At 41.6% G+C, this 21,023-nt stretch carries 16 protein-coding genes; 3 read left to right on the forward strand and 13 right to left on the reverse strand.

The genetic code is table 11. The features are described 5' to 3' along the window. On the reverse strand, positions 1-1,072 hold a 1,072-nt coding region (locus QZT69_RS16825; RefSeq protein ID WP_294678056.1), incomplete at its 3' end, for an RsmB/NOP family class I SAM-dependent RNA methyltransferase. Continuing rightward, entirely contained in the window at positions 1,069-2,097 is a 1,029-nt protein-coding gene (tsaD, locus tag QZT69_RS16830) for a tRNA (adenosine(37)-N6)-threonylcarbamoyltransferase complex transferase subunit TsaD (protein ID WP_294678064.1), read from the reverse strand. The genes tsaD and QZT69_RS16825, both read right to left, overlap by 4 nt. Positions 2,098-2,121: 24 nt before the next feature. Here tsaD and QZT69_RS16835 point away from each other — a divergent pair, with 24 nt between their 5' ends. Next, positions 2,122-6,777, forward strand: a complete 4,656-nt coding sequence (locus QZT69_RS16835) for a translocation/assembly module TamB domain-containing protein (protein ID WP_294678072.1) — start codon at positions 2,122-2,124, stop codon at positions 6,775-6,777. Between the two features lie 118 nt (positions 6,778-6,895). Then, positions 6,896-8,380 carry an acetyl/propionyl/methylcrotonyl-CoA carboxylase subunit alpha gene (locus QZT69_RS16840; protein WP_294678082.1) on the forward strand — a complete coding sequence of 495 codons (1,485 nt, stop codon included), beginning with the start codon at positions 6,896-6,898 and terminating at the stop codon, positions 8,378-8,380. Between the two features lie 62 nt (positions 8,381-8,442). Here the strand turns inward: QZT69_RS16840 and QZT69_RS16845 are convergent, their stop codons facing one another. The 8 genes from QZT69_RS16845 to QZT69_RS16880 all read right to left on the reverse strand — a co-directional run bounded on the left by QZT69_RS16845 (position 8,443) and on the right by QZT69_RS16880 (position 17,312). Next, entirely contained in the window at positions 8,443-9,762 is a 1,320-nt protein-coding gene (locus tag QZT69_RS16845; protein WP_294678090.1) for an outer membrane beta-barrel protein, read from the reverse strand. 6 nt (positions 9,763-9,768) lie between these two features. After that, positions 9,769-10,305, reverse strand: coding sequence for an RNA polymerase sigma factor (locus QZT69_RS16850; RefSeq protein WP_294678096.1), 537 nt, complete (start codon positions 10,303-10,305; stop codon positions 9,769-9,771). Positions 10,306-10,318: 13 nt separating this feature from the next. Beyond that, positions 10,319-11,011 (reverse strand): hypothetical protein, encoded by a 693-nt coding sequence (locus QZT69_RS16855; RefSeq protein ID WP_294678103.1) that lies wholly within the window; start codon positions 11,009-11,011, stop codon positions 10,319-10,321. Positions 11,012-11,149: 138 nt separating this feature from the next. Beyond that, positions 11,150-11,779, reverse strand: a complete 630-nt coding sequence (locus QZT69_RS16860; protein WP_294678110.1) for an outer membrane beta-barrel protein — start codon at positions 11,777-11,779, stop codon at positions 11,150-11,152. A gap of 155 nt (positions 11,780-11,934) precedes the next feature. Further along, positions 11,935-12,816, reverse strand: coding sequence for a T9SS type A sorting domain-containing protein (locus tag QZT69_RS16865; protein WP_294678128.1), 882 nt, complete (start codon positions 12,814-12,816; stop codon positions 11,935-11,937). 124 nt (positions 12,817-12,940) lie between these two features. Then, positions 12,941-13,198 carry a 4a-hydroxytetrahydrobiopterin dehydratase gene (locus QZT69_RS16870; protein WP_294678134.1) on the reverse strand — a complete coding sequence of 86 codons (258 nt, stop codon included), beginning with the start codon at positions 13,196-13,198 and terminating at the stop codon, positions 12,941-12,943. After that, on the reverse strand, positions 13,167-13,910 hold the full coding sequence (locus tag QZT69_RS16875) for a phenylalanine 4-monooxygenase (protein WP_294678135.1): 744 nt from the start codon (positions 13,908-13,910) through the stop codon (positions 13,167-13,169). The genes QZT69_RS16870 and QZT69_RS16875 overlap by 32 nt, the downstream gene beginning before the upstream one ends. A gap of 210 nt (positions 13,911-14,120) precedes the next feature. Beyond that, on the reverse strand, positions 14,121-17,312 hold the full coding sequence (locus QZT69_RS16880) for an AsmA-like C-terminal region-containing protein (RefSeq protein WP_294678141.1): 3,192 nt from the start codon (positions 17,310-17,312) through the stop codon (positions 14,121-14,123). Positions 17,313-17,546: 234 nt separating this feature from the next. Between QZT69_RS16880 and sucC the strand changes: the two genes are divergently transcribed. Further along, positions 17,547-18,758, forward strand: coding sequence for an ADP-forming succinate--CoA ligase subunit beta (gene sucC / locus QZT69_RS16885; RefSeq protein WP_294678150.1), 1,212 nt, complete (start codon positions 17,547-17,549; stop codon positions 18,756-18,758). 148 nt (positions 18,759-18,906) lie between these two features. Here sucC and QZT69_RS16890 read toward each other — a convergent pair whose 3' ends face one another. Genes QZT69_RS16890 through QZT69_RS16900 form a run of 3 tightly spaced genes read right to left on the reverse strand, consistent with a single transcriptional unit; the run spans position 18,907 to position 20,856 of the window. Then, the gene (locus tag QZT69_RS16890) at positions 18,907-19,797 is read right to left on the reverse strand and encodes a UbiA family prenyltransferase (RefSeq protein ID WP_294678155.1); all 891 of its coding nucleotides are present in this window, start codon (positions 19,795-19,797) and stop codon (positions 18,907-18,909) included. Between the two features lies 1 nt (position 19,798). Further along, positions 19,799-20,491 carry a hypothetical protein gene (locus tag QZT69_RS16895; RefSeq protein ID WP_294678161.1) on the reverse strand — a complete coding sequence of 231 codons (693 nt, stop codon included), beginning with the start codon at positions 20,489-20,491 and terminating at the stop codon, positions 19,799-19,801. Between the two features lie 2 nt (positions 20,492-20,493). Beyond that, a complete protein-coding gene (locus tag QZT69_RS16900) occupies positions 20,494-20,856 on the reverse strand; it encodes an aspartate 1-decarboxylase (RefSeq protein WP_294678164.1) in 363 nt (120 codons plus the stop codon). Between the last annotated feature and the right edge of the window lie 167 nt (positions 20,857-21,023).

A 21,023-nucleotide genomic window follows, 5' to 3' on the forward strand; every position in this document is an offset into this window, starting at 1 on the left:
ATTCTGTTCCTAATTTGATAATTCGCAGCTGGGAATGAAGTGTTTCTACTAATTCACTTGAACCTTCCGGGAGTGCAAAAACGTAATTATTCCATTGGACCAAATCTGCCTTTGAATCACCGATCCATTCACGGTGCCAGGCCTCGCGTTTTAATCTTGTTAGTGTGCTTTTTTTCTTGTTTTTGTTTTTCTGTGCGCGTTCTTCACCCGATTTTTGAATGACAACGACGTAGAAACCTTCTGTTTTTAGCTCGGAAGGAAGTGCATAATGGCCAATCCCTTCGCGTCCTGTTTTCGCAAATGGAAGGTTTATTTCATGGATTTTAGAATCCGTTTGTTCCAGGATCCAGCGTATATTATCTTCGTTCTCCTGAGCATTGAAAGTACAGGTCGAATAGATCAAAAAACCTTGTGGTTTCAGCGAATCCCAAACATCCATTACAATCCTTTTTTGGCGCGAAGCACATAGGTTAACGGATTCTTCCGACCATTCGCTGCGGGCATCCGGGTCTTTGCGGAACATGCCTTCTCCGGAGCATGGAGCATCAATCAGTATGCAGTCAAAGATACTTTTCAAGCCGTCGAAATCAGCAGGATCGTTATTGCTGACCAGGCTGTTTTTTGCTCCCCACTTGGTGAGGTTTTCTTTCAATATCTTAGATCTGTTCTGGATCACTTCATTAGCCAGAAGCAATCCTTTTCCCTGGAGAAAATCTGCAATAAGTGTACTTTTTCCTCCCGGTGCGGCACATAAATCCAAGATTACCGGTTCTTCCGGAAGGTCTAGTTGTCGAAGTATGCTGTCAATGAATTGAGACCCCGCTTCCTGCGGATAATAACGTCCGCCGTGAAAATGCGGGTCCAGAGTAAAAACAGGTCTTTCTTTGAGGTAAAAACCATTCTTTGACCAGGGAATTTCTTCCAACCCGGTAAATGTAGAATTTCCTTTGGAGGAATTAATCCTGATTGCAACCGGTTGCTGGGTTTCTAAGGCCTCAAGCAGTGAATCTCCTAAAAAGGGGTCCTTGCTTACACGTTCAACGAATGCTCTTGGAAGATCAACTTTTTTCATGGCTTCACAAATGGTAATCGCGCATCGGCACTGATATCCTGTTGCGCAAACTGCTGTTTTTCCGCTAAGAATTTTCCGGCAATTGCTATCATAGCGGCATTATCGGTGCAGTATTCGAATTTGGGAATAAAAACGTTCCATCCCAGTTTCCGACCTTCTTCTGCCAGTTTTGCACGCAGTCCCGAGTTGGCAGAAACGCCGCCTGCAATGGCAATGTCCTTTATTCCTGTATCAGCAGAAACTTTTCGGAGCTGTTTGAATAAAATCTCCAAAATTGTTGCTTGAATGGAAGCACACAAATCGGCTTTGTTTTCTTCGACGAAATTCGGATTTTTAGCTATCTCTTTTTGGATAAAGTAAAGCACGGAGGTTTTTAGTCCGCTAAAGCTGAAGTTGTAACCTTCGACTTGTGGTTTCGCAAAAGAGAATGCATCCGGATTTCCTTCTTTGGCATATTTATCGATCAAAGGTCCGCCCGGATAAGGAAAGCCAAGGATTTTTGCTGTTTTATCAAAAGCTTCGCCGGCCGCATCGTCAATGGTACTTCCCAAAACAACCATTTCTGTCGGTGAGTCGATGCGCACCAGTTGGGTGTGTCCGCCGGAAACCGTCATACAGATGAATGGGAATCCCGGAACGGGAACACCTTCATTGATAAAATGTGCTAAAATATGTGCATGCATATGGTGAACCGCAACCATGGGTTTGTTCAGTGCAAGGCTCAGAGATTTTGCAAAGGCAGTTCCAACAACCAATGAACCCATCAATCCCGGGCCTTGTGTAAATGCTATTAAATCAATATCTTTCAAAGTAAGAGCCGCCTTTTTTAGGGCTGCGTCAACAACCGGAATGATGTTCTGTTGATGTGCACGCGAGGCTAATTCAGGGACTACGCCACCATATTGTTCGTGAATGGCCTGAGTTGCCGTCACGTTGGATAAAATGGTATCATCTTTGAGAATAGCAGCGGAAGTGTCATCACAAGATGATTCAATTCCCAGAATTACTAACGATTGTTGGCTCAACTTTGTTAAATTTGTATATAATACATGGCAAAAGTACTCAAAATACTAGGTAGAATAGTAGGGATTTCTTTTGAATGGGTTCTTTTGATACTCATTCTTTTTGCTTTTGCCATTCGTACGAGCCAGTTTCAGACCTATTTGGGTTCGCTCGTAACTAACTTTTTATCCAAAGAATTAAATACAGAATTACGCATCGGGAAGATTGATATTGTCTTTTTCGATAAAGTGTATTTGAAAGATGTTTTTGTCCGGGATCTGCATGGAGATACATTGGCATCCCTGCAGCAAGTTATGGTGCGTGTAAAAAGTTTTGATTTCGGTGGAAAGTATATTAACCTGAAAAGTGTTGGGCTATCGAAAGGAAGAGTTGGAATTGAACGGGATACGATTACGGGAAATTACAATTATGAATTTATCGCCGATTATTTCTCCGGGAAAAAGTCCAATAAACCCAAAAAAGATCCGCCGAAAGTAACCATTGAAAACATAGATATTGAGTGGGTTACCATTTCTTATGACGACAATCGGAAGGGGAGAAATACATACGGGATGGATTACGACCACCTGAAATTCAATAATGTGATCCTGCATATTACAGACTTTAAGGAAGAAAAGGGCGTGCTTGCATTCCGGTTAAAACATTTGCAAACCCAGGAAAAATGTGGCTTCTGGCTGAGGCATTTATTTGCTGATGCCATAATACACCCGCATAAGGGAATTTTACTTAGCAAAGTAGAAATCAATACTTCTCGCTCAACTATCTATGCCTCCAAATTGCACATGCTGATGAATTCCCTGCAGGGACTTCATGATTTTGTAGACACGGTATCGTTTGACGCTGTAATTGATTCTTCGAAGGTTAGTTTTTGGGATATTTCTCAATTCGGAACCGCTCTTGAAGGAATGAATGAGGTGGTTTCTTTGAGTGCAGTAGTTACCAAAAAAGTTAAAGATCTGAAAATTGATAACCTGGACCTGCGTTTTGGAACGCGAAGTATAGTCCGGGGAAATTACTCCTTACCGGATTTCAGGAATCTTTCGGCCTCTAATTTCAATCAGCGTGTAGATTACGCACTGATCGATTTTTCAGATGTGGAAAAGATCAAACTACCCAAAGATGCCGGACAAAACCGCGTGAACTTCGATGAAATGATCGACAGGCTGCAATACGCAGAGGTGCGGAATACAACGGTGCATGGCTCTACCGATAAATTTGCTTTAAAGAGCGATAAACTGCAATGTATGCTGGGCGCTGTGCAGCTGGATAATGAAATCACTTTTACCAAATTGAAAGAGGGTGGTTATGCGTTTGACAGGACAACAGGTGAACGTTACGACATTGTTGTTGACAGTTTTAACCTGGGGCAATTCCTGGATAATCCGACTTTCGGGAATGTGACCGGACAGGTTTATTTGAGTGGGGTCGTTGGACAGAAAGACTTGATCCGCCTGGAAACCCTGGAAGGAGAAGTCACCAAATTCATGTTTAATGACTACAGCTATTCGAATATTTCCGTGTCGAACGGTTCGTTCATTAATAATATCCTGGATGCAGATCTAAAAGTAGGGGATCCCAATTTGAAACTGGCATTCACTGGGTTGATAGATGTGTCTAAAGTACAGCATTTTGACTTTAAGGTAGGAATCGAACAGGCAAATCTGGGGCAGTTGAATTTTGTGAAGGATCCGGAATCTTCTTTTATCGGGAATTTGGATTTGGATATTAGAGGGAACTCATTGGAGACCTATGAAGGACTGATCAATGCTAATGGAATTGAGTTTGTTGATCAGGGTAAAAAAATGGCTTTACCGGAACTAAGTCTTTATATTGAGCGAAATCCGGAAAGTGACCGTTTTGAACTAAGAAGTGATATCGTAGATGCCGATCTGAATGGAAAGATCAATTTCAATACCATTCCGATTGCTATAAATAACGGACTTTCGGATGCATTCCCTTCTTATTTCTCCCCGAAAGAATTTCCAAGAGGAATGCAATCGACGGATCATTTTGAACTAAATGCTACGATCAAGAATTCCCGGGATTTCCTCAATATTTTTGTGCCGAAGCTGGAAATAGCTTATGGAACAGTAGTGAAATTGGAGCTTGATTCGCGGATACATCACCAAATGCTGGATATCCAGTCGTCTAAGATCAGTTATGAAAAACTGTTGAACGATAAAAGTGATGCATTTTTGACGGATGTTGTCTTGCACCAGGAATTTATGCAAGGTAACGGAACACTTACGCTGAATGCCGGTAAAACCCAATTAAGAGACTCGTTGGATGTAGAAAATATCCAGCTCACAATGGACGGGACCAGGAACATTTACAAAACAGATTTGATCTGGAACAAAGATGTTCCCAATACTTCCGATTTTGATTTCATTGTCGATGTGCGTGAAGAAGGAGAATTTGATATCCAGGTAAAGCCATCCTATTTCTCGGTGAAGAACAATAAGTGGGAAATCATGAATACCGGTCAGATGGTTTACAAGAAGAAACACTTTGAGATCAAACATTTGATGCTGGAACGCGATAACCAATACCTGGCCGTAAATGGCGTTCTTTCTGAAAATCCGGAAGATTACCTGACAATCAATGCTCATGAACTGCACGTGGAGGAATTCTCGTCACTGATGGGAACAGGAGTTAAAATGGAAGGAAGCCTGGACGGAACAGCGCGTTTGGCAACACCATTTACAGACATTAAAATAGACGGGGACTTTGTTTTGAAGGATTTCTTCCTGGAAGGTCAGGAAGTGGGGGATGTGCATCTGAACGGAATTTGGCTCGACCTGGAACAGAAGATTATTTTGAATGGGGATCTTAAGTACCGAAATCTGCAGACTTTCGACTTTAACGGGTATGTTCTTCCGATGAAAAAAGAGGACAATATCAACTTTGACCTGGAGTTTAAGGATATGGCTTTGTCTTTTGCAAATGCATTCATAGATCCGGAAGTTATTTCGGATATCAGCGGAACATTGAAGGGAGTAATCCATGCAACGGGAAGTATTGACGAGCCTGAAATTACGGGAGATCTGCAATTGAAGAAAGGTGGATTGAGAGTGGGTATTTTAGGAACACATTACAGCCTTGGAGGACCGCTTAAGTTTGATGGTAAGAACGATGGTATTTACGGAGCTTTCCCGGTAATGGATGATGAAGGAAATACGGCTTACGCCCTCACAACGATATTCCACAACAATTTCAAGGATTTCTCCATGAGCTTTGATGTCAAATTTGACGAATCAGTAAGCGGTTTTAGAGATCCTGTGAGTAAACGCCCTTTGAGTGCGCCCAAAAGATTTATGGTATTGAATACGGGCTACAAAGAAGGAACGGTTTATTATGGAAAAGCATATGCTACGGGAACTGCAAGTATCCTGATCGAAAAAGGAAATACGGAGATCATAGTTGATGCAAAAACGGAGAAAGATACGGAGGTGAATCTACCGATGTATGGTGCGAAAGAAATCAGTGAGTTTGATTTTATCGATTTCAATACCGATTCCATTGCCGCGGAAAAAGAACTTGATTTGACCGGAGTTGATTTAAATTTAAAAATAGAAGCAACACCTGAGGCTAAAATCAAATTGATCCTGAACGAACAAACCGGGGAAGAGATTGAGGCAACCGGCCGTGGAAATGTGGAATTATCTATTGACCAGCAGAACCATGTAGCAATGACCGGGCGATATACGATCAACAGCGGGAAATACCTTTTTGTACTGAATCCGTTGAAAAAAGAATTCCAGATTGCCCAGGGAAGTACGATCAACTGGACAGGGACTCCAGAAGAGGCAAATCTGGATATCAAAGCTTATTACAGGGTAAATGCGAGTTTGGACGAGTTGAACAGGGATCAGATCGGAGGTTCTGCAGAAACCAAATCGGAGGTTCACTGTGTATTGATTATCGGGCAGACGCTTTCCAATCCGTCCATTACACTGGACATTGAAGTACCTAACGTGAGTGAATCAGGTAAGGAAGTTCTCAGTAAAATCCGCTCTGACAAAGATGAACTTCAAAAGCAATTCTTCTCCTTACTGGCATTCAACCGCTTCCAGGGAACAGGTGGAACGGGTGGAAGCTACGGCGGGGTTGCGGAAGTGATTACCCAGCAGTTGAATGCTGCTTTTGATCAATTATCCAAAGAAACGAAGATCAATGTCGGATACAACGATAATTCCGTAACGGGAGATAAGAATTTCCAGTTGGGACTGCAACGTGCTTATGGAGCGAAACAAAATATTGTATTGAAAACCTCCCTGGGAGTTTCCAATAATACCACGACAGGTACGGCACAGAATTCCCTGATCGGTTCTTTCAACCTGGAATACCTGATTAATGATGACGGAACATTCCGTGTATCGATCTTCAACGAATCAAATGATAAAGGAATTTTGAGTAACAAGGATAAGGGAGAATTTACCCAGGGTGTCGGTTTGCATTACGAGGAATCTTTCAATAATATTTCCGAATCACGGATCATTGAGTTCTTCGCCAATTTGTTCCGAAAGAAAAACAAGGTGAACAACTCCAAACGTAAAAACCGCGTTCCGGTGGATTATATTCCGGGGCAGTCACCCGCGATTCCTGTTGAGAATAAAGAGGAAGAAAACAATGTGCCTGCTACTATGCCTGAACCGGTTCCGGGTACTACACCAAATCCGTAATTTAGGTTATCGTTTGAGCTTTTTAAGGCTTGCGATCTCTATTTTGTTATTAAAGAGTACGGATCTTTATAGGTCATTAATTGCACTTTACTTATTTTTACCGCCATTGAAATGATCTATGAAAAAAGTTTTAATTGCAAATAGAGGCGAGATCGCTCGAAGAGTAATCCGCTCATTAAAGAAAATGAATATTGCTACCGTAGCAATTTATTCGGATGCAGATGCAAACGCGCCGCATGTTCACGAGGCAGACGAAGCAGTATATGTGGGGAAATCCCCTTCGTCAGAATCATATTTGCAACAAGACCTGATCTTAAAATACTGTAAGGAATTAGGAGTTGAAGGAATTCACCCCGGATACGGTTTCTTGTCTGAAAATGCAGGATTTGCCAGAAAAGTAAAAGAAGCAGGAATTAAGTTTATCGGTCCTTCTCCGGAAGCTATGGAAATCATGGGAGACAAGCTTTCTGCTAAACAAGCTGTAAAGAATTACAATGTTCCTTTGGTTCCGGGAGTAGATGAAGCAATTACGGATGTTGAGGCAGCGAAAAAAATTGCGGCGGAAGTAGGTTTCCCGATTTTAATCAAAGCATCTGCCGGCGGTGGAGGAAAAGGAATGCGTTTGGTAGAACATGTAGCAGAATTCGAAGAGCAGATGAAAATGGCTCAAAGTGAGGCCCGTTCTTCCTTCGGGGATGATGCGGTTTTCATTGAGAAATTCGTTACAAAGCCACGTCACATCGAGATACAGGTTTTTGCTGACCAATTGGGAAATACGGTTTACTTATTCGAGCGTGAATGTTCTATTCAGCGCCGCCACCAAAAAGTAGTGGAGGAAGCTCCATCTGCTGTTCTAAACCCGGAATTGCGCAAGCGTATGGGGGAAGCGGCAGTTGCAGTTTGTAAAGCATGTAATTATGAAGGTGCCGGAACTGTGGAGTTTTTGCTGGATGCGGACTTAAATTTCTACTTCCTGGAAATGAACACACGTTTGCAGGTAGAGCATCCGGTTACGGAGGAAATTACCGGAACGGATTTGGTTGAATGGCAGGTTCGCGTAGCACGCGGGGAGCGTTTGCCGAAATTACAGGACGAATTAAGCATTCACGGGCATTCGATCGAAGTGCGTGTATATGCAGAAGATACTTTGAACGGATTTATCCCGGACATCGGTACATTGAACCGTTACCGCAGACCACGTAAAGACATGGCGCGTGTGGACGATGCTTTTGAAGAGGGAATGGAGGTTCCGATCTATTACGATCCGATGATAGCTAAATTGGTTGTTTGGGGAGAAACCCGTGAGGAAGCGATGGACAAAATGATCATTGCAATCAATAATTACGAGATCTCCGGATTGAAAACAACCCTGGATTTCGGGAAGTTTGTCATGATGCATCCGGCATTCCGTTCAGGAGATTTTGATACAAATTTCGTGAAGCATTATTTCCAGGATCCAACCGTAATGTGGGATATGTTTACGGATGAAAAAGCTGCATTGGAAGCCGGAATCGGGCAGATTTGGAAAGATCTGACAGAGAAAACGAATAAAAATGCGGCATCAAGAGACATTACCTCTACCTGGAAATTACACGCGCATTAAATAATTACGAATTGAAAATAGAGTAGGGGAGTCCCGTACGTACGGGATTCGCCCCTACTCATTTAATACAATTTGATTTTTAAACCGATTTGCAATCTGCTGTTGCGGTCGAAGGTTTTATTGAAATCCGTATTGATAGTAATATCCGTAAACCCATAATAGTAAGACGCATGAACAGCCATGAACCGGCTGAACTGATACGTATATCCGAGTGATGCGGAGAAGTTAAAACGATTGAAAGTACTGTAGTATAATTTGCTGTTTGTTCTTTTCGGGGTTTCCTGGGTATAATTGTCAATTTCGTAGCGTTCACCCGGATCAACCAACAGGTATTCAATTCCGAATCCGGCAGTAAGCGTATGCTTCGGCAGGAAGTGATATTGAATTTGAGGCGAAAAACTGATGTAGTTCAAAGTTGTCTTATTCAATATGGTGGTTGTTTTATCCGAATTGGTGGTATCACCGATCTTTCGCTTGTAGGAAATCCTTGAAATGGAATGGTAATCCATCCCTGCGCCAATTGAAAGTTTTGGATTGATTCGGTAATTGTACGAAACACCGATGCTTTCTCTGAATGTTGCCCTGTTCTGTAATTCTTTCATCCCGAACAAAGTATTCACTCCAAGATTTAGAAACACGTGATGTTTACGTGTGTCATTTTCGGCTGCCTGAAGCGGCATTTGTTGGTCATGTGCCGGAATTTTGGCAGCACTATCACCAACAAAAGCAAGTACAGCAGGTTTGAAAGGCAAATGAATCGGTTCAGGAGCTGTTTTGGATAAAACGGATTCAGCAATTCCATCCGTTTCATGTTGAAGGGTGTTTCCGGGAGTTGTTTCGTTCGAAAATGGAAGATCAGTCGGGATTTTTTGGTTGTTACCGGGCTTTTCCCGAATGCTTTTATCGGTCGTGGGGTCGATACTCCGGTTCTTTTTGAATGCACTTCCTGAATTCACCAGCCTGTCTGCTTTAGCTGTCTTCAAATTCTTATTGAATCTTGATTTCAGGGTTGAAGCATTTGTTGTTTGGTTCTGGTCAGTACCGGAAACTGATGATTCATCCCCGCTCTTTGGCTCCACTTTTTGATCGTGTTTCTCAGCAACAGAATCTGAATCGGCAGAGAATCGCTGTGCAAGTACTTTGCTGTCGGAAGTGTTTTGTTTATTAGAATGATTTTCAGCTTCCCCACGTGTGAAAAAGAAAATCCCGATCAGTAAAACGGAAGAAAAACCAAGGGCAGAAGTAATCCACCAGATGAGTAGTCTGCGTTTTCGCTTGCGTTTTTCAGCATCATACATTGCAAAAGCATCGTGCATGTAGCTTTCGTTGAATTCCAATCCTTCCGGAATCGGATCCGCTTCTATGTTGTTAAAATCTTTCATCGCGCATTAATTGATGTCTAACATTTTTCGCAATTTCTTTTTGGCATCCGAATAGTGCCACATACTGGTGTTTTCATTAATATCCAGTAAACTGGCAATTTCATGATGTTTATAACCATCAATCGTATAGAGATTGAATACATTTTTGGTCATCGGGGGCAGTAAATCGGCTTTTTCTTTGATCAAGTCAATTTTCTCACGAATAATGGCGTCTTCTTCTTCATCCCAGGTTGTTCGGGTGTATTCGGAAATGTTTTCCGTTGGCTGGACACGTTCATACTCGCGTTTTTCTTTCTTCAGTTCATTCAGGATCGTATTGATCAATACGCGCTTTGCCCAATAGTCGAAAGGGTTTTCGGTATTGTACTTTTTCAGGTTGAGTAAAATGTTTACAAAACCCAGGTTGAAAAAATGGACCGCTTGTTCCTTTCCGTTCGAGTAACGATAGGCCGTGCCGATAAATTGAGCATAACACTGCTTGTAAAAGAGTTCCTGTGCTCTTCTGTCCTCTTGAATACAACGTTTTATCAGTTCGATTTCCACGGGAGTATTGTATTTAAAATTTAGCAGTTAAACCAATGGATAAAAGTGGGCCTCCCAATCCGAATTCGGTATGCAAACTCATGCTTTCACTAAAATTGTATCGTAAACCGTAACACAACCTGCTGGAAATCGGGAAACCGCGCGAAACATCAAAGCTTGAGTAGTTTGGTAATCCTTCCTGGCTTTCTTCTTTGAACTTATTGAATTTCAGGTTTACTCCCAGAGATGTATAGAAATAGGTGTTTACCCGCGGACGGTCCACAAAAAAATGACGTGTATAAACAACCTGGAACCGCAGACGGTGCATGCTGTAAAACAGATCAGTATTGGAAATATCGTAGGTATTTCCGTTCCAAATAGAGTCGGTACGTATTCCCGAAGCTTTATAGCCATTGTAAATAGCCATGAAACCAATGCTGTTTTTCGGGTCCCATTTGTAATCGAAACGCAGGTAGATCGGTTTGATCTTTACATCCGTAACTACCACGTCTGTTTGTGAGGATGAAATATTGTTTACGGAATCACTCCAGTAATAATTGGTAATTTCCTGGTTCGGACTGTAGAAATAGCTCACCAATCCGTAACCCAGGGAAAGATTAAATTTTTTATAGGTCTTTTCGGGAGTTTGCGCGTTTGTAAATCCGGGCAAAAGCAACCCGATAAGAAGTGCAAATTTCCAAAAGGATCCTGGTTGTTTTTTTTTCATATTCTTTGCTCAAAGATGAGGTTTCAGTGAATAAACAATTGCAAAATCAAAAACCTTTGGTCAAAAGTTATTTTTTTTCAAAAAAAATAATTCCGCCAAAATTAGGCGGAATTATTGAAAGTAAAAAACAGCGATTAGTTAGAAGCGAAAATGAAACCCGGCGTTCAGTAAAGGCCCGCCGATTCCCAGTTCCGCATTTACCCCGAAATGTTTGGAGAAAGAATAGCGCAGTCCGGCATAGGTTCTCAATGAAACAGGCAGATGAAGGTAGGACGGGTATTCATTCCTGGATGTTTCGGTACCGTTAAGGAATAGTTTTCTTGTTTGATTGTTGATACCGATCCCACCGCCCAGGTAAACATCCAGGTTCGGATTGGAAATGGGGAAGTGGTAAGCAATACGGACTTGTGTTTTAAAGCGGTTGATAATGTATTCTGCGCTGCTTTGAATTCCGGTGTTGTATTCAATCATGGTGCCTGTGGATTTTTTCTGCAGGTAGTAGAAATCAATTCCTAAGCTGAATGACGGATTCAACAGGTGGTCGTAACGGATGCCAAATGTTCCCAGGTTATTGAAATTATTGAACTCAAACTGGTCCTGGTCGTTGTTGCTTGTACTTAGGGATTGAAAGCTCAAAGAAGCGTGAGGTCCGTAAGAAACTTCCAGGTAGTTGCTCGCTTTTGGAGCGGGTTCCTGGGCTGCTGCAAATTTTCCGGCGATTAAAAGAATTCCCGTTAAGAGGTGCATTTTTTCGATTGTTCGTTTCATGGTATTTGAATTATATGTTTCTAATTACAAGACAATTTTCAACTCAAAAACCTTGGGTGTAATCACGAAAAAGATCAAAAAAAACAGCAAATTATTTTATAAAAAAAAGACCTGCAAATTACAGGTCTTTCTTAGGATTCGGGGTACTTAAACATTTATTGTTTGACGAATTTCAAACGCTGTGATGATCCGTTCGAGAAGTATAATTCACAGAAATAAACTCCCGGTGTGAGATCACCCGTTTCCAACTGGTAGTATTCGGTATTGGTGTTTAGTTCGAAAACCTGCTTCCCGTGAAGATCTCTTACAAATAGTTGCTGAATCGGCTGATCGCTTTGAATGAACAGTTGAGAGCTTACGGGGTTTGGATATAAACGGATTTGTGCTGTTTGTTCTTCCAATCCGGCTGTGCTGTTGTAAATAAATTGCAAGTCATCCAAATACAATTCGTTACCTGCCCCGGATCCGTTTGAAGCGTTTCCGATAAATGCCTGGACAGAATCCGGAAGTGAGTTATCCGAATAAGTGATCGGAACGCTGAAACGAACATAAGTTGCACTTGGTTGTCCCTGATAGTAAGTAGCGCCGATTGTTTCCTGGCTGCTGTTACCGGCATCCCATTTGGTAGCACTTACCTGCAGCTGAAAAGGATCATTATCCGGGGAAGTCAATTTGTACCAGCCCACCAGTGAATCCGGTCGGTGTATGAAAGGATAGCCGCTTGTTCCCGTGCCATTTAAAATATCAGTTGTTCCTAGTATCAATATTCCCGGCAGCGTATCCATTTCCCCGTCATTACCGATGTCACTCACACTGGTAACCAGTTTTAAAGCATAAGTTCCGCCGTGGGCATCCGTTGATTTGATAGCCGTTTCCTCCGCACCGAACATACTCATCATGTTCATGCCCGTCCAATATTGCGGATCTTCATAAGTTACCTGGTTGGTCCAGTTCTCAAATCCTCCGTTCGGAAATGATTGTGCATTTAATGTGCTCAGAGCACCAGCGAAAGCGATAAATAATACTTGTTTTTTCATAGAATTGATTTGTTTTACTGTCTAAACAATCCTGCTTGAAAAAACCTTTGGTCAGGGATGAAATTTTTTTAAATCAATGGGAATAGTCCGCAATTTCAGGACTATCCCCATTGGTTTTCAGACTTTAGTTTACGCCACTATTTTTCCGAGTATATAACTCATCAATTGCTTCTTTTAACCGGTAATCCCGCTGGGTAATTCCCCCCTTGTCATGTGAATAGATGGAGATACTAAGCTCCGAGCAGTGTTTTACCGACAAGTCCGGATGATGATCCATCTGATCAGCTACCTGAGCTATTTCCAGGACAAATTGTGCCAGTTCTGTTTGATTGCGGAAATGAATGACGCTTCTAAATTGATGTGCTAAAATGTTCCAATTCATGACTTAAAGTATTTGAAAGTGTTTTTACTGCTGTTTCTAATTGTTCCAGGTGGTCGATTACAAAGTATGTCTGCTGCAATTCGCTGGTGCAAAAATCCGTTTGAATGACAGTGTTCAGATCAAACGGAATATGGTTCACTTCTCTGCCTGAAAGACTGGAAATAGACTCGTGAAAAGAAGAAATGATTCCTGCTCCGAAGATACGCGGTCCCTCCTTATCAGAAATTAACCCGAACTCGATGGTAAACCAGTATAAGCGTTGTAATTCCAGCATCCGCTCCGCATTTCCCTTAAACTGTTTGCCCAGTTTGCCGAATTCGTGCACGAAAGTCGAATAGCTTTCATTACAGAGTAGCGGAACATGTCCGAAAATATCGTGGAACATATCCGGTTCTTCCAGGTAATCCAGTTTGTCTTTTGAACGCAGCCAGGTTGATGAAGGAAACTTCTTTTCTGCCAGCAGGTCAAAAAAATCTGCTACTTCAATCAATCCGGGCACACAATAGATTTCCCACCCGGTATATTGTTTGAACCAATTATTGATGCGTTCAAAATTGGGTAATTCATGCGGATTTAGTACCTCCCGCATTTTCGCCAATGATTCCAGGTAAGCGGAACAAGCTTTGTGTTCCAGGTTTTCGACCTGCCTTTCGAATAACAAAGACCAAACGGCAAGATCATCTTTTGTGTACTTTTCAAATTGTTGTTTCATTTCAAAAGAAAAATGGATGAATAAAAAAAGCCCGGCTCAAAAAAGAACCGGGCTTCACAGCTATAAAGTTTGCATAACGACTTATTCGGTTCCTAAATTTAGAAACTGATAATAATAAGCGCTGTTATGCATTGGACTATTCATGAAGCAAATGTATCGAATTGTTTTTTAACTAACAAAATTAAATAGCTAGTGTTAGTTATTTGAAGGTTAAACCGTTTTATGTTTCTTCTGCTTACTTAGCCCAACAGAGAAATTATCGGTATTTCCCACAATTTTCACTGTTACAAAGCGCATTTTGTCTGTTTTGTACTGAACTTCATCTATCTGGTCTTCCGAAACTTCTTCCCGTCTTCTTTTGAAGAGTTTTTTAAATCCGGCTTCAGTAACCATTTTTAGCGGAACACTGACATAATATTCCATATTCATCTTAACATCCTGTTTTCCGGATAATTCCAGGTAACCGAGAGAAGTGTTGATCCCCATTTTCGGTACGAGGAGTTCTCCGTGTTTCAGCTTCAATGAATTTTGGAGACTGTCGAAATGGATTTTCGTCAGGTTTTTGTCCTGGAAATAATCTGCCAGGCTTCTCAGTGGTGCAAAATTTTCCAGTCTTCCCTTCAAAACTTCGATCTTCAGCTCGATGTCGCTATCATCGATTTTCGGAGTCATGTCGGCATGTAAATGAATCTTTCCGGTTAATTCTCCCGAAAGTCTTCCGTGAAGGTTTTCCGAAACTACGTGGTCCTGTCCGAAATTGTCGAACTTCAGCATTAACTGGTCCAATTCGATGTTTTTAAGGGTAAGATGAGGTCTCAGATAAATATGATTTCGGTCTGTACCGCTGAAATACCCGGTCATCCCGAGTTGTCCGCCTGCAGCATGTAAATCACACCTGGAGAAAGTGACATGGTGATTGCTTTTGGTATGGAATTGTGTGTTCAATTGTGTGATATGGTATTTGTGGTATTTCAGATCATTGATTTTCAGGCTTACTTCCATTTCCGGAAAAGGAATGTCATAAATGCTGAAACCTTTGTCGTGATCCGGATGTTTTACCTTGTTTTCAGATGCGGATTTGGGTGCCTGTTCGGTGTAATTCACCAATTGATCAACATCCATGCGATTTGAGCTCAAATGGATCAGGTTATCTCTCTTTTTTAAGGTATGGTCTTTCCCTAAATAATAGTTCATATCCATGTGCAAATCCGAGTGCCCCAGTTTTAAATCCATTTCCTGTACCACCAGATGTTCGTTTTCCAGGTGGAACCGGCCATCAAGCTGGTCAATGCGCAGAGGATGGACCTTCATTTTTGCATGGAAATGATCCAGTTTGAGGTCTGTGGATTGTAATCCGTGATTAAAGTGGAGTGCTACATTCCCGTGAAATTTCAGATTATCAAGCTCTTCGTGACGGTAATCCACAGGAATAAAATTTTCTCCTTTGTAAACCAGTAAATCTTCCAGCTTCAGTTTGTTGGAATTGAGCTGAAAGTCGATGGTTGTATTTCCGTTCAGTTTGTCTTCAAACCACAGGTTGTAATTTGTCAGTCCGCCGTTGAAATGGAAGTCCGAATGATCAATCTGACCGGTGAAATCAACCACTTTAAAATTATCGTCCCGGATAATTACATCTGCATGGAAATCGTGCAATACATGCGGGTAATGTTTCAGCTTCGCATACAGGTTATCGATGTAGAATTCACCCAGCGGGAGTGTCGGAGATTCGGTAATGGCTCTTGCACTGGTGATGAATTTAAATTGTGCTTTGAAATTGCTGATTTCTTCATCGACCTTTGGTTTTGACGCGGCATCTGATTTCGACAATTCACTCACGTCCATGCGATTGGATTCAATTGTCAGCTGTGTGGTAACAGGAATGTTGGTATGGTGGATAATGGCAGGAATGTCGCTTACATCACCAAGTATCGAAATATCGCTTCGTCCCACTTTTAGCCTGCAGAGATCAATTTTTGCCATGTGTCCTTCCAGGTGTGCTTTCAGGTCTATGTCGTGAATCGGATAGGGCAGTTGTTTGGAGTGGAAAGCCAGGTTACTGATGTCCAGCTTTGTTTCGTAAGCTTCATTCAGTTTCTCGAGGCTTTTTTCGGGATGATTCAGATCAATGATGTCATGAAATTTCATCGTGAGTTTGACATTTCCCTTTAAGCCGGTAAATTCTTTGGCATTGATGAATTTCGACAGGAAATCCAGGTTGAAATCGGAGATTAATTGCATATCGACATCCGGCTCCACGAAGTTTTTGACTTTTATCAGGCCGGTAAATTTGCCGGTTTCGGGACGGGCGCTGAGATCCGAGATTCCAAATTCCATACTTTCCGGTCTGCGTTCTTTCCCATTGGTGAAATAACCTTTGAAACGGATTCCATCTACCTTTTTGTGCGTCAGTTCGTTGCTGAAGAAAGCGTCTCTGCAGCCGAAATCTGCCCGTATTGCAGGCATTTTTCCGTTGAGTGTTTTTCCTTTGACGGAAGCATTGAAATAAATCTGTCCGCGGTTTTCATATTCTTCAAATACACGGATCAATTCGTTGGGAGCAAGGGCAATGAACAGGTTGAAATTCGGTTTGTCCCCGTTCAGTTTTAAATCCACAAAGAGGTCATTGTCGAAATCCATGGATCCCCGAATACCGAAGAAGGATTTTTCCAGGTGAATTTCAGTCGGATCGATACGAAGGATGTTAGTGACTTTATTGAAGAAAACTTCGGTTGAGAACTCGAGGTGCTTGTGTTGTAAATACGTAGGTTTTCCGTGCTGTGAAATGGAGACCTGGAATTTGCTGTCCAATTCTGCATCGATTATATCCTGAACCATCTTAAAGCCTGTATGAGCCTTTTCAATATCTATATCAATCAATACCTGTGTGGCTTCATTGTATTTCTGAACATCGATATTCTTCAAACCGATGGATTTCAGGTCCAGGTGGAGTTCTTCTTCGATAGCTTCTGCTTCCTTATCAGAGCTTAATGCATTTAATAAGTTCAGACTTCCGTCGTTGTGCTGGGTGAGGAAGATTTTCCCGTTTTCTGCTTTAATCGATTTGATTTCGGTCTTTCCGGAAAGGATTGTCCAGATATCAAAACCAACATATACATCTTTGATTTTTAAAATGGGTTTTTCTGACAGCTTTTTCGCTTCATAAATGCGCACGTTTTCCAGGTCGATGGAAATATGCGGAAAGTTCTCAAAAGGGGAAACATGACTGTCAAAAACCCGGATTTCACCCTTGAAATCTTTGTTCAGTGTCGCTATCAACTCCTGCACCAAAGCGTCCTGTTTCCAATAAACGATCAATACAACCAGTGAAAAGAGCAGCATGGGCGTAACAATCAGATACAGGACAAACCGCTTCCAAAATTTTTTTGTTTTGAACAATTTCATAACATCAATAAATGAACTCCGTTTAAAATTAGGCAATCTATTGGTTAAGATTTGGTTGAAACATCAATTCTAATCGAATTTTAATCTCGACGGGTATTTTCGAATTCAAAGATTTTTGGGGAATGAAAACAGGGAGCGGAAATTTTACAATTCCGGCGAATTTTTATCTTCTTCTGATTATCGCGAACCAATTAAATGTTTACCTTTAGCGCACCAAAAATTTAAAAAGTTGTCATGAACTTACACGAATATCAAGGAAAATCAATTTTACAAAAATACGGTGTTGCTATCCAGCGCGGAGTTGTTGTAGAAAAAGTAGAGGATGCAGTTGCTGCAGCTAAAAAATTGACAGAGGAAACAGGAACAGGTTGGTATGTGGTAAAAGCACAGATCCACGCTGGAGGTCGCGGTAAAGGGATCGTTCAGGAAACTGGTTCTAACGGTGTAGTTTTGGCAAAAGGAATTGACCAGGTTGAGGAGAAAGTAAAAGGAATCCTTGGAGGACACCTTGAAACTGCTCAAACAAACGGGAAAGGGAAATTGGTGAGCAAAATTTTGCTGGCTGAGGACGTTTATTACCCGGGTGAAGCTGAAGTAGAAGAGTTCTATATGTCCGTTTTATTGGACCGTGAAAAGGGACGCAACACCATCATGTACTCTACGGAAGGTGGAATGGATATCGAAACAGTTGCTCACGATACTCCACATTTGATTTTCAAAGAAGAAATCGATCCTCGTGTAGGAATTCAGGGATTCCAGGCTCGTAAGATTGCCTTCAACCTTGGATTGTCAGGAGAAGCTTTCAAACAAATGACAAAATTTGTTGTGAACTTATACAATGCTTACGAAGGATGTGATGCTGCGATGTTCGAGATCAACCCGGTATTGAAAACTTCAGATAACAAGATCATTGCAGTAGATGCGAAAGTAACTTTGGATGGAAACGGATTGTACCGTCACCCGGATTACGCAGCTATGCGCGATACTTCAGAAGAAGATCCGTTGGATGTTGAAGCTGATGCAGCAGGATTGAATTTCGTGAAACTGGACGGAAACGTTGCCTGTATGGTAAACGGAGCTGGTTTGGCGATGGCTACTATGGATATCATCAAGTATTCCGGTGGTAACCCTGCTAACTTCTTAGACGTTGGTGGAACAGCAGATGCTGAGCGCGTTGAAAAAGCATTCCACATCATTTTGAAAGACCCGAACGTAAAAGCAATTTTGATCAATATTTTCGGTGGTATCGTTCGTTGCGACCGTGTGGCTCAGGGAGTTGTTGATGCTTACAAGAGCATCGGGAATATTCCGGTTCCGATCATCGTTCGTTTGCAGGGAACAAATGCAATTGAAGCGAAAAAGATCATTGATGATTCAGGATTGAATGTACATTCAGCTGTATTGTTGCAGGAAGCAGCAGATAAAGTGAAAGAAGTATTGGCTTAAGCTGATTTAAATATTAACAAAACCCCGAAGCAGATGTTTTCATCGCTTCGGGGTTTTTGTTTTTCGGCAAATTACTGGTGTACACCAGGTAGGGACGTGATGCTTCGCGTCCCTACTGTTTTTTTATCGCATCCCTGCTGTTTTGAGATCAGGGGAAGGTAAAATAAGTTGCCAGCAGGAACATTACAATCATGATTGCCCAAAGAAAACGACCTGCACGAATGTAGTCGATTCGCTCTTTGCACCGGAACAACCAAAACAGGTAAAAAATAATCAACCCACTTCCAATTCCGAAGGTAATGCGCTGATAAGGATAAAAGTACGAGACGAATCCTCCGCTGATGACAAATAGAATAAGGAAGGCGGTTACCACCCACTTGCTATTTTGCTCACCTATTTTTGCCGGAAGCGTATAACATTCATCACTTAAATCGCCCTGGAGATCAGAAATATCAAGACTTAATTCCCGGGGTACAATAATCGCGAATGATATCAGAGCAAACAGATCAAATAAGAGATTTAGTGGTTCGCTGTTTATTGCGGTCAGGTCTTTTGAAAGGTATGCTTTAATGACTAATGCAATCCAGGCGGTCATTCCTGCCATCAGCAGGTTTCCGACAAGCGGTGTTCTTTTAAGCCAAAGATTGTACAGAAAAGACAGACCAACAATCGTAAGGGAAATCCACCACCAGTCACGAAAATAGAAAATCGTTAGTACGATACTGACCAAAAATGCCAGGGACATTAAGACAATAAACAGCAGGTAGCTTTGCCTCACAGTATAAATCCTTCCGATGATACGCGAATTCGGTTTGTTTACAGCATCAATTTCCTTATCCCGGATGTCATTCATCACGCAGCCTGCTGCAATTAGTAATTGCACTGCAAAACACAACAAAACGATACCCCCAAAAGAAGTTTGCATCTGAGATTTCCCGAAGTAATAAGTGCATCCATACAATGCAACGAATGGAATCATGACAACTACCTCATGAAACCAGCGCATGAGGGTAAACGTGGCTTTTAATTTGGTCAACATCTTAGGTGAAAAGTTTAAATAAGAAATATTGTTTGGCGCTTTGGGACAATGCTTTTGTAGATTTTTTTCCGGGAAGTAATACAATCCAATGTGTTACCCCGTTGTGTTTTTGTTTTCCCACGATGTGGAAACCCAGTCGCAGGTATTTGGTAAGTAAGCGTTCATCCGGACTTGAGCGGGCCATCAGTATAATATGATGTTTCGGATAAGCTTTTAGTACCCGGATATAGTAATTCATAAAGATCCGTTCGCGCATTTTAAGGAAAAGCGGATGCGCTAAATTTCCCGATAAACGATCAAGGAGAACGTAGTCCTCATCCGGATCCAACACAAGAGTTAAATAATCTTCCGGGTCATGAGCGTGCAGTTGTTTCCGAATAACAGATTGGTTCGTGTAAGACCTGCTTGATAGCAGCGGAGTTTTTGATTTTCGATCTGTTACAACAATGAAATCAAACGGTGCTTCCATATCTTCATCCGTGTAAAAAGCTTGCGAACGATGCATACTGACATTTTCAAAAGCAGTTTTTCGGAGCAAACGTTCATCTGAAATCAAAGGATCAGAAGATCGGTTTTGAAGATCTTCAGCAGATTGAAATCTAATTTGACTGATCGAAAGGGATTGCTTCAAAATGAAAAACAGCACCAGGTAAATGACAACCAAACTTCCGGCAAGAGCAATAAAAACGATCATGATCAAATAAAATAAGGTTTGGCTTCAATAACCCTGTTGCCGAGATCCGCCCGAACAAGAATCGGTTTGTGTTTGGAAACATTTTTTTCACCTACCAAACGATAGCTGAGCACATGAATAATATCGCCTTTCTTGAAATGGTGAGACGCAGCTCCGTTCAGACTTACGAATCCTGCTTTTTTACTGATTACAACGTAAGTGTTGATTCTTGCTCCGTTCGTTTTGTTATTGACAAAAACCTGTTCGAATTCTTGCAGGTTAGCAGTCTTGATCAGTTCTAATGGGAGTGAAATACTTCCCGGGTAATCCAGTGAGCTTTCGCTGACGATAAGCTCTTGAATTTTGCTTTTCAGTAAGTTTATCATTTTAGTTTAAGTTTGGTCAAATATATGTTTTGCGTTTTTTATTGCAGTTGCGATTTTCCGTACTCGTTTTTTTGAGGACGTATATCAAAACCATTCATTGAAAGCTTTAATCCGAAAATTCTACTTTTTCAGACAAGGTTAATTGGAGATGGATTCAGTACATTCGC

Source organism: uncultured Fluviicola sp., assembly GCF_902168135.1.
GTDB lineage: Bacteria > Bacteroidota > Bacteroidia > Flavobacteriales_D > Crocinitomicaceae > Fluviicola.

Bases quoted from the DNA above. Each gene is read 5' to 3' on its own strand.
- QZT69_RS16835 (WP_294678072.1), top strand. From the start codon at position 2,122: ATGGCAAAAGTACTCAAAATACTAGGTAGAATAGTAGGGATTTCTTTT.
- QZT69_RS16865 (WP_294678128.1), bottom strand. From the start codon at position 12,816: ATGAAAAAACAAGTATTATTTATCGCTTTCGCTGGTGCTCTGAGCACA.
- QZT69_RS16845 (WP_294678090.1), bottom strand. From the start codon at position 9,762: ATGAAAGATTTTAACAACATAGAAGCGGATCCGATTCCGGAAGGATTG.
- QZT69_RS16860 (WP_294678110.1), bottom strand. From the start codon at position 11,779: ATGAAACGAACAATCGAAAAAATGCACCTCTTAACGGGAATTCTTTTA.
- QZT69_RS16880 (WP_294678141.1), bottom strand. From the start codon at position 17,312: ATGAAATTGTTCAAAACAAAAAAATTTTGGAAGCGGTTTGTCCTGTAT.
- sucC (WP_294678150.1), top strand. From the start codon at position 17,547: ATGAACTTACACGAATATCAAGGAAAATCAATTTTACAAAAATACGGT.
- QZT69_RS16890 (WP_294678155.1), bottom strand. From the start codon at position 19,797: ATGTTGACCAAATTAAAAGCCACGTTTACCCTCATGCGCTGGTTTCAT.
- QZT69_RS16855 (WP_294678103.1), bottom strand. From the start codon at position 11,011: ATGAAAAAAAAACAACCAGGATCCTTTTGGAAATTTGCACTTCTTATC.
- QZT69_RS16840 (WP_294678082.1), top strand. From the start codon at position 6,896: ATGAAAAAAGTTTTAATTGCAAATAGAGGCGAGATCGCTCGAAGAGTA.
- QZT69_RS16870 (WP_294678134.1), bottom strand. From the start codon at position 13,198: ATGAATTGGAACATTTTAGCACATCAATTTAGAAGCGTCATTCATTTC.
- QZT69_RS16895 (WP_294678161.1), bottom strand. From the start codon at position 20,491: ATGATCGTTTTTATTGCTCTTGCCGGAAGTTTGGTTGTCATTTACCTG.
- QZT69_RS16900 (WP_294678164.1), bottom strand. From the start codon at position 20,856: ATGATAAACTTACTGAAAAGCAAAATTCAAGAGCTTATCGTCAGCGAA.
- QZT69_RS16875 (WP_294678135.1), bottom strand. From the start codon at position 13,910: ATGAAACAACAATTTGAAAAGTACACAAAAGATGATCTTGCCGTTTGG.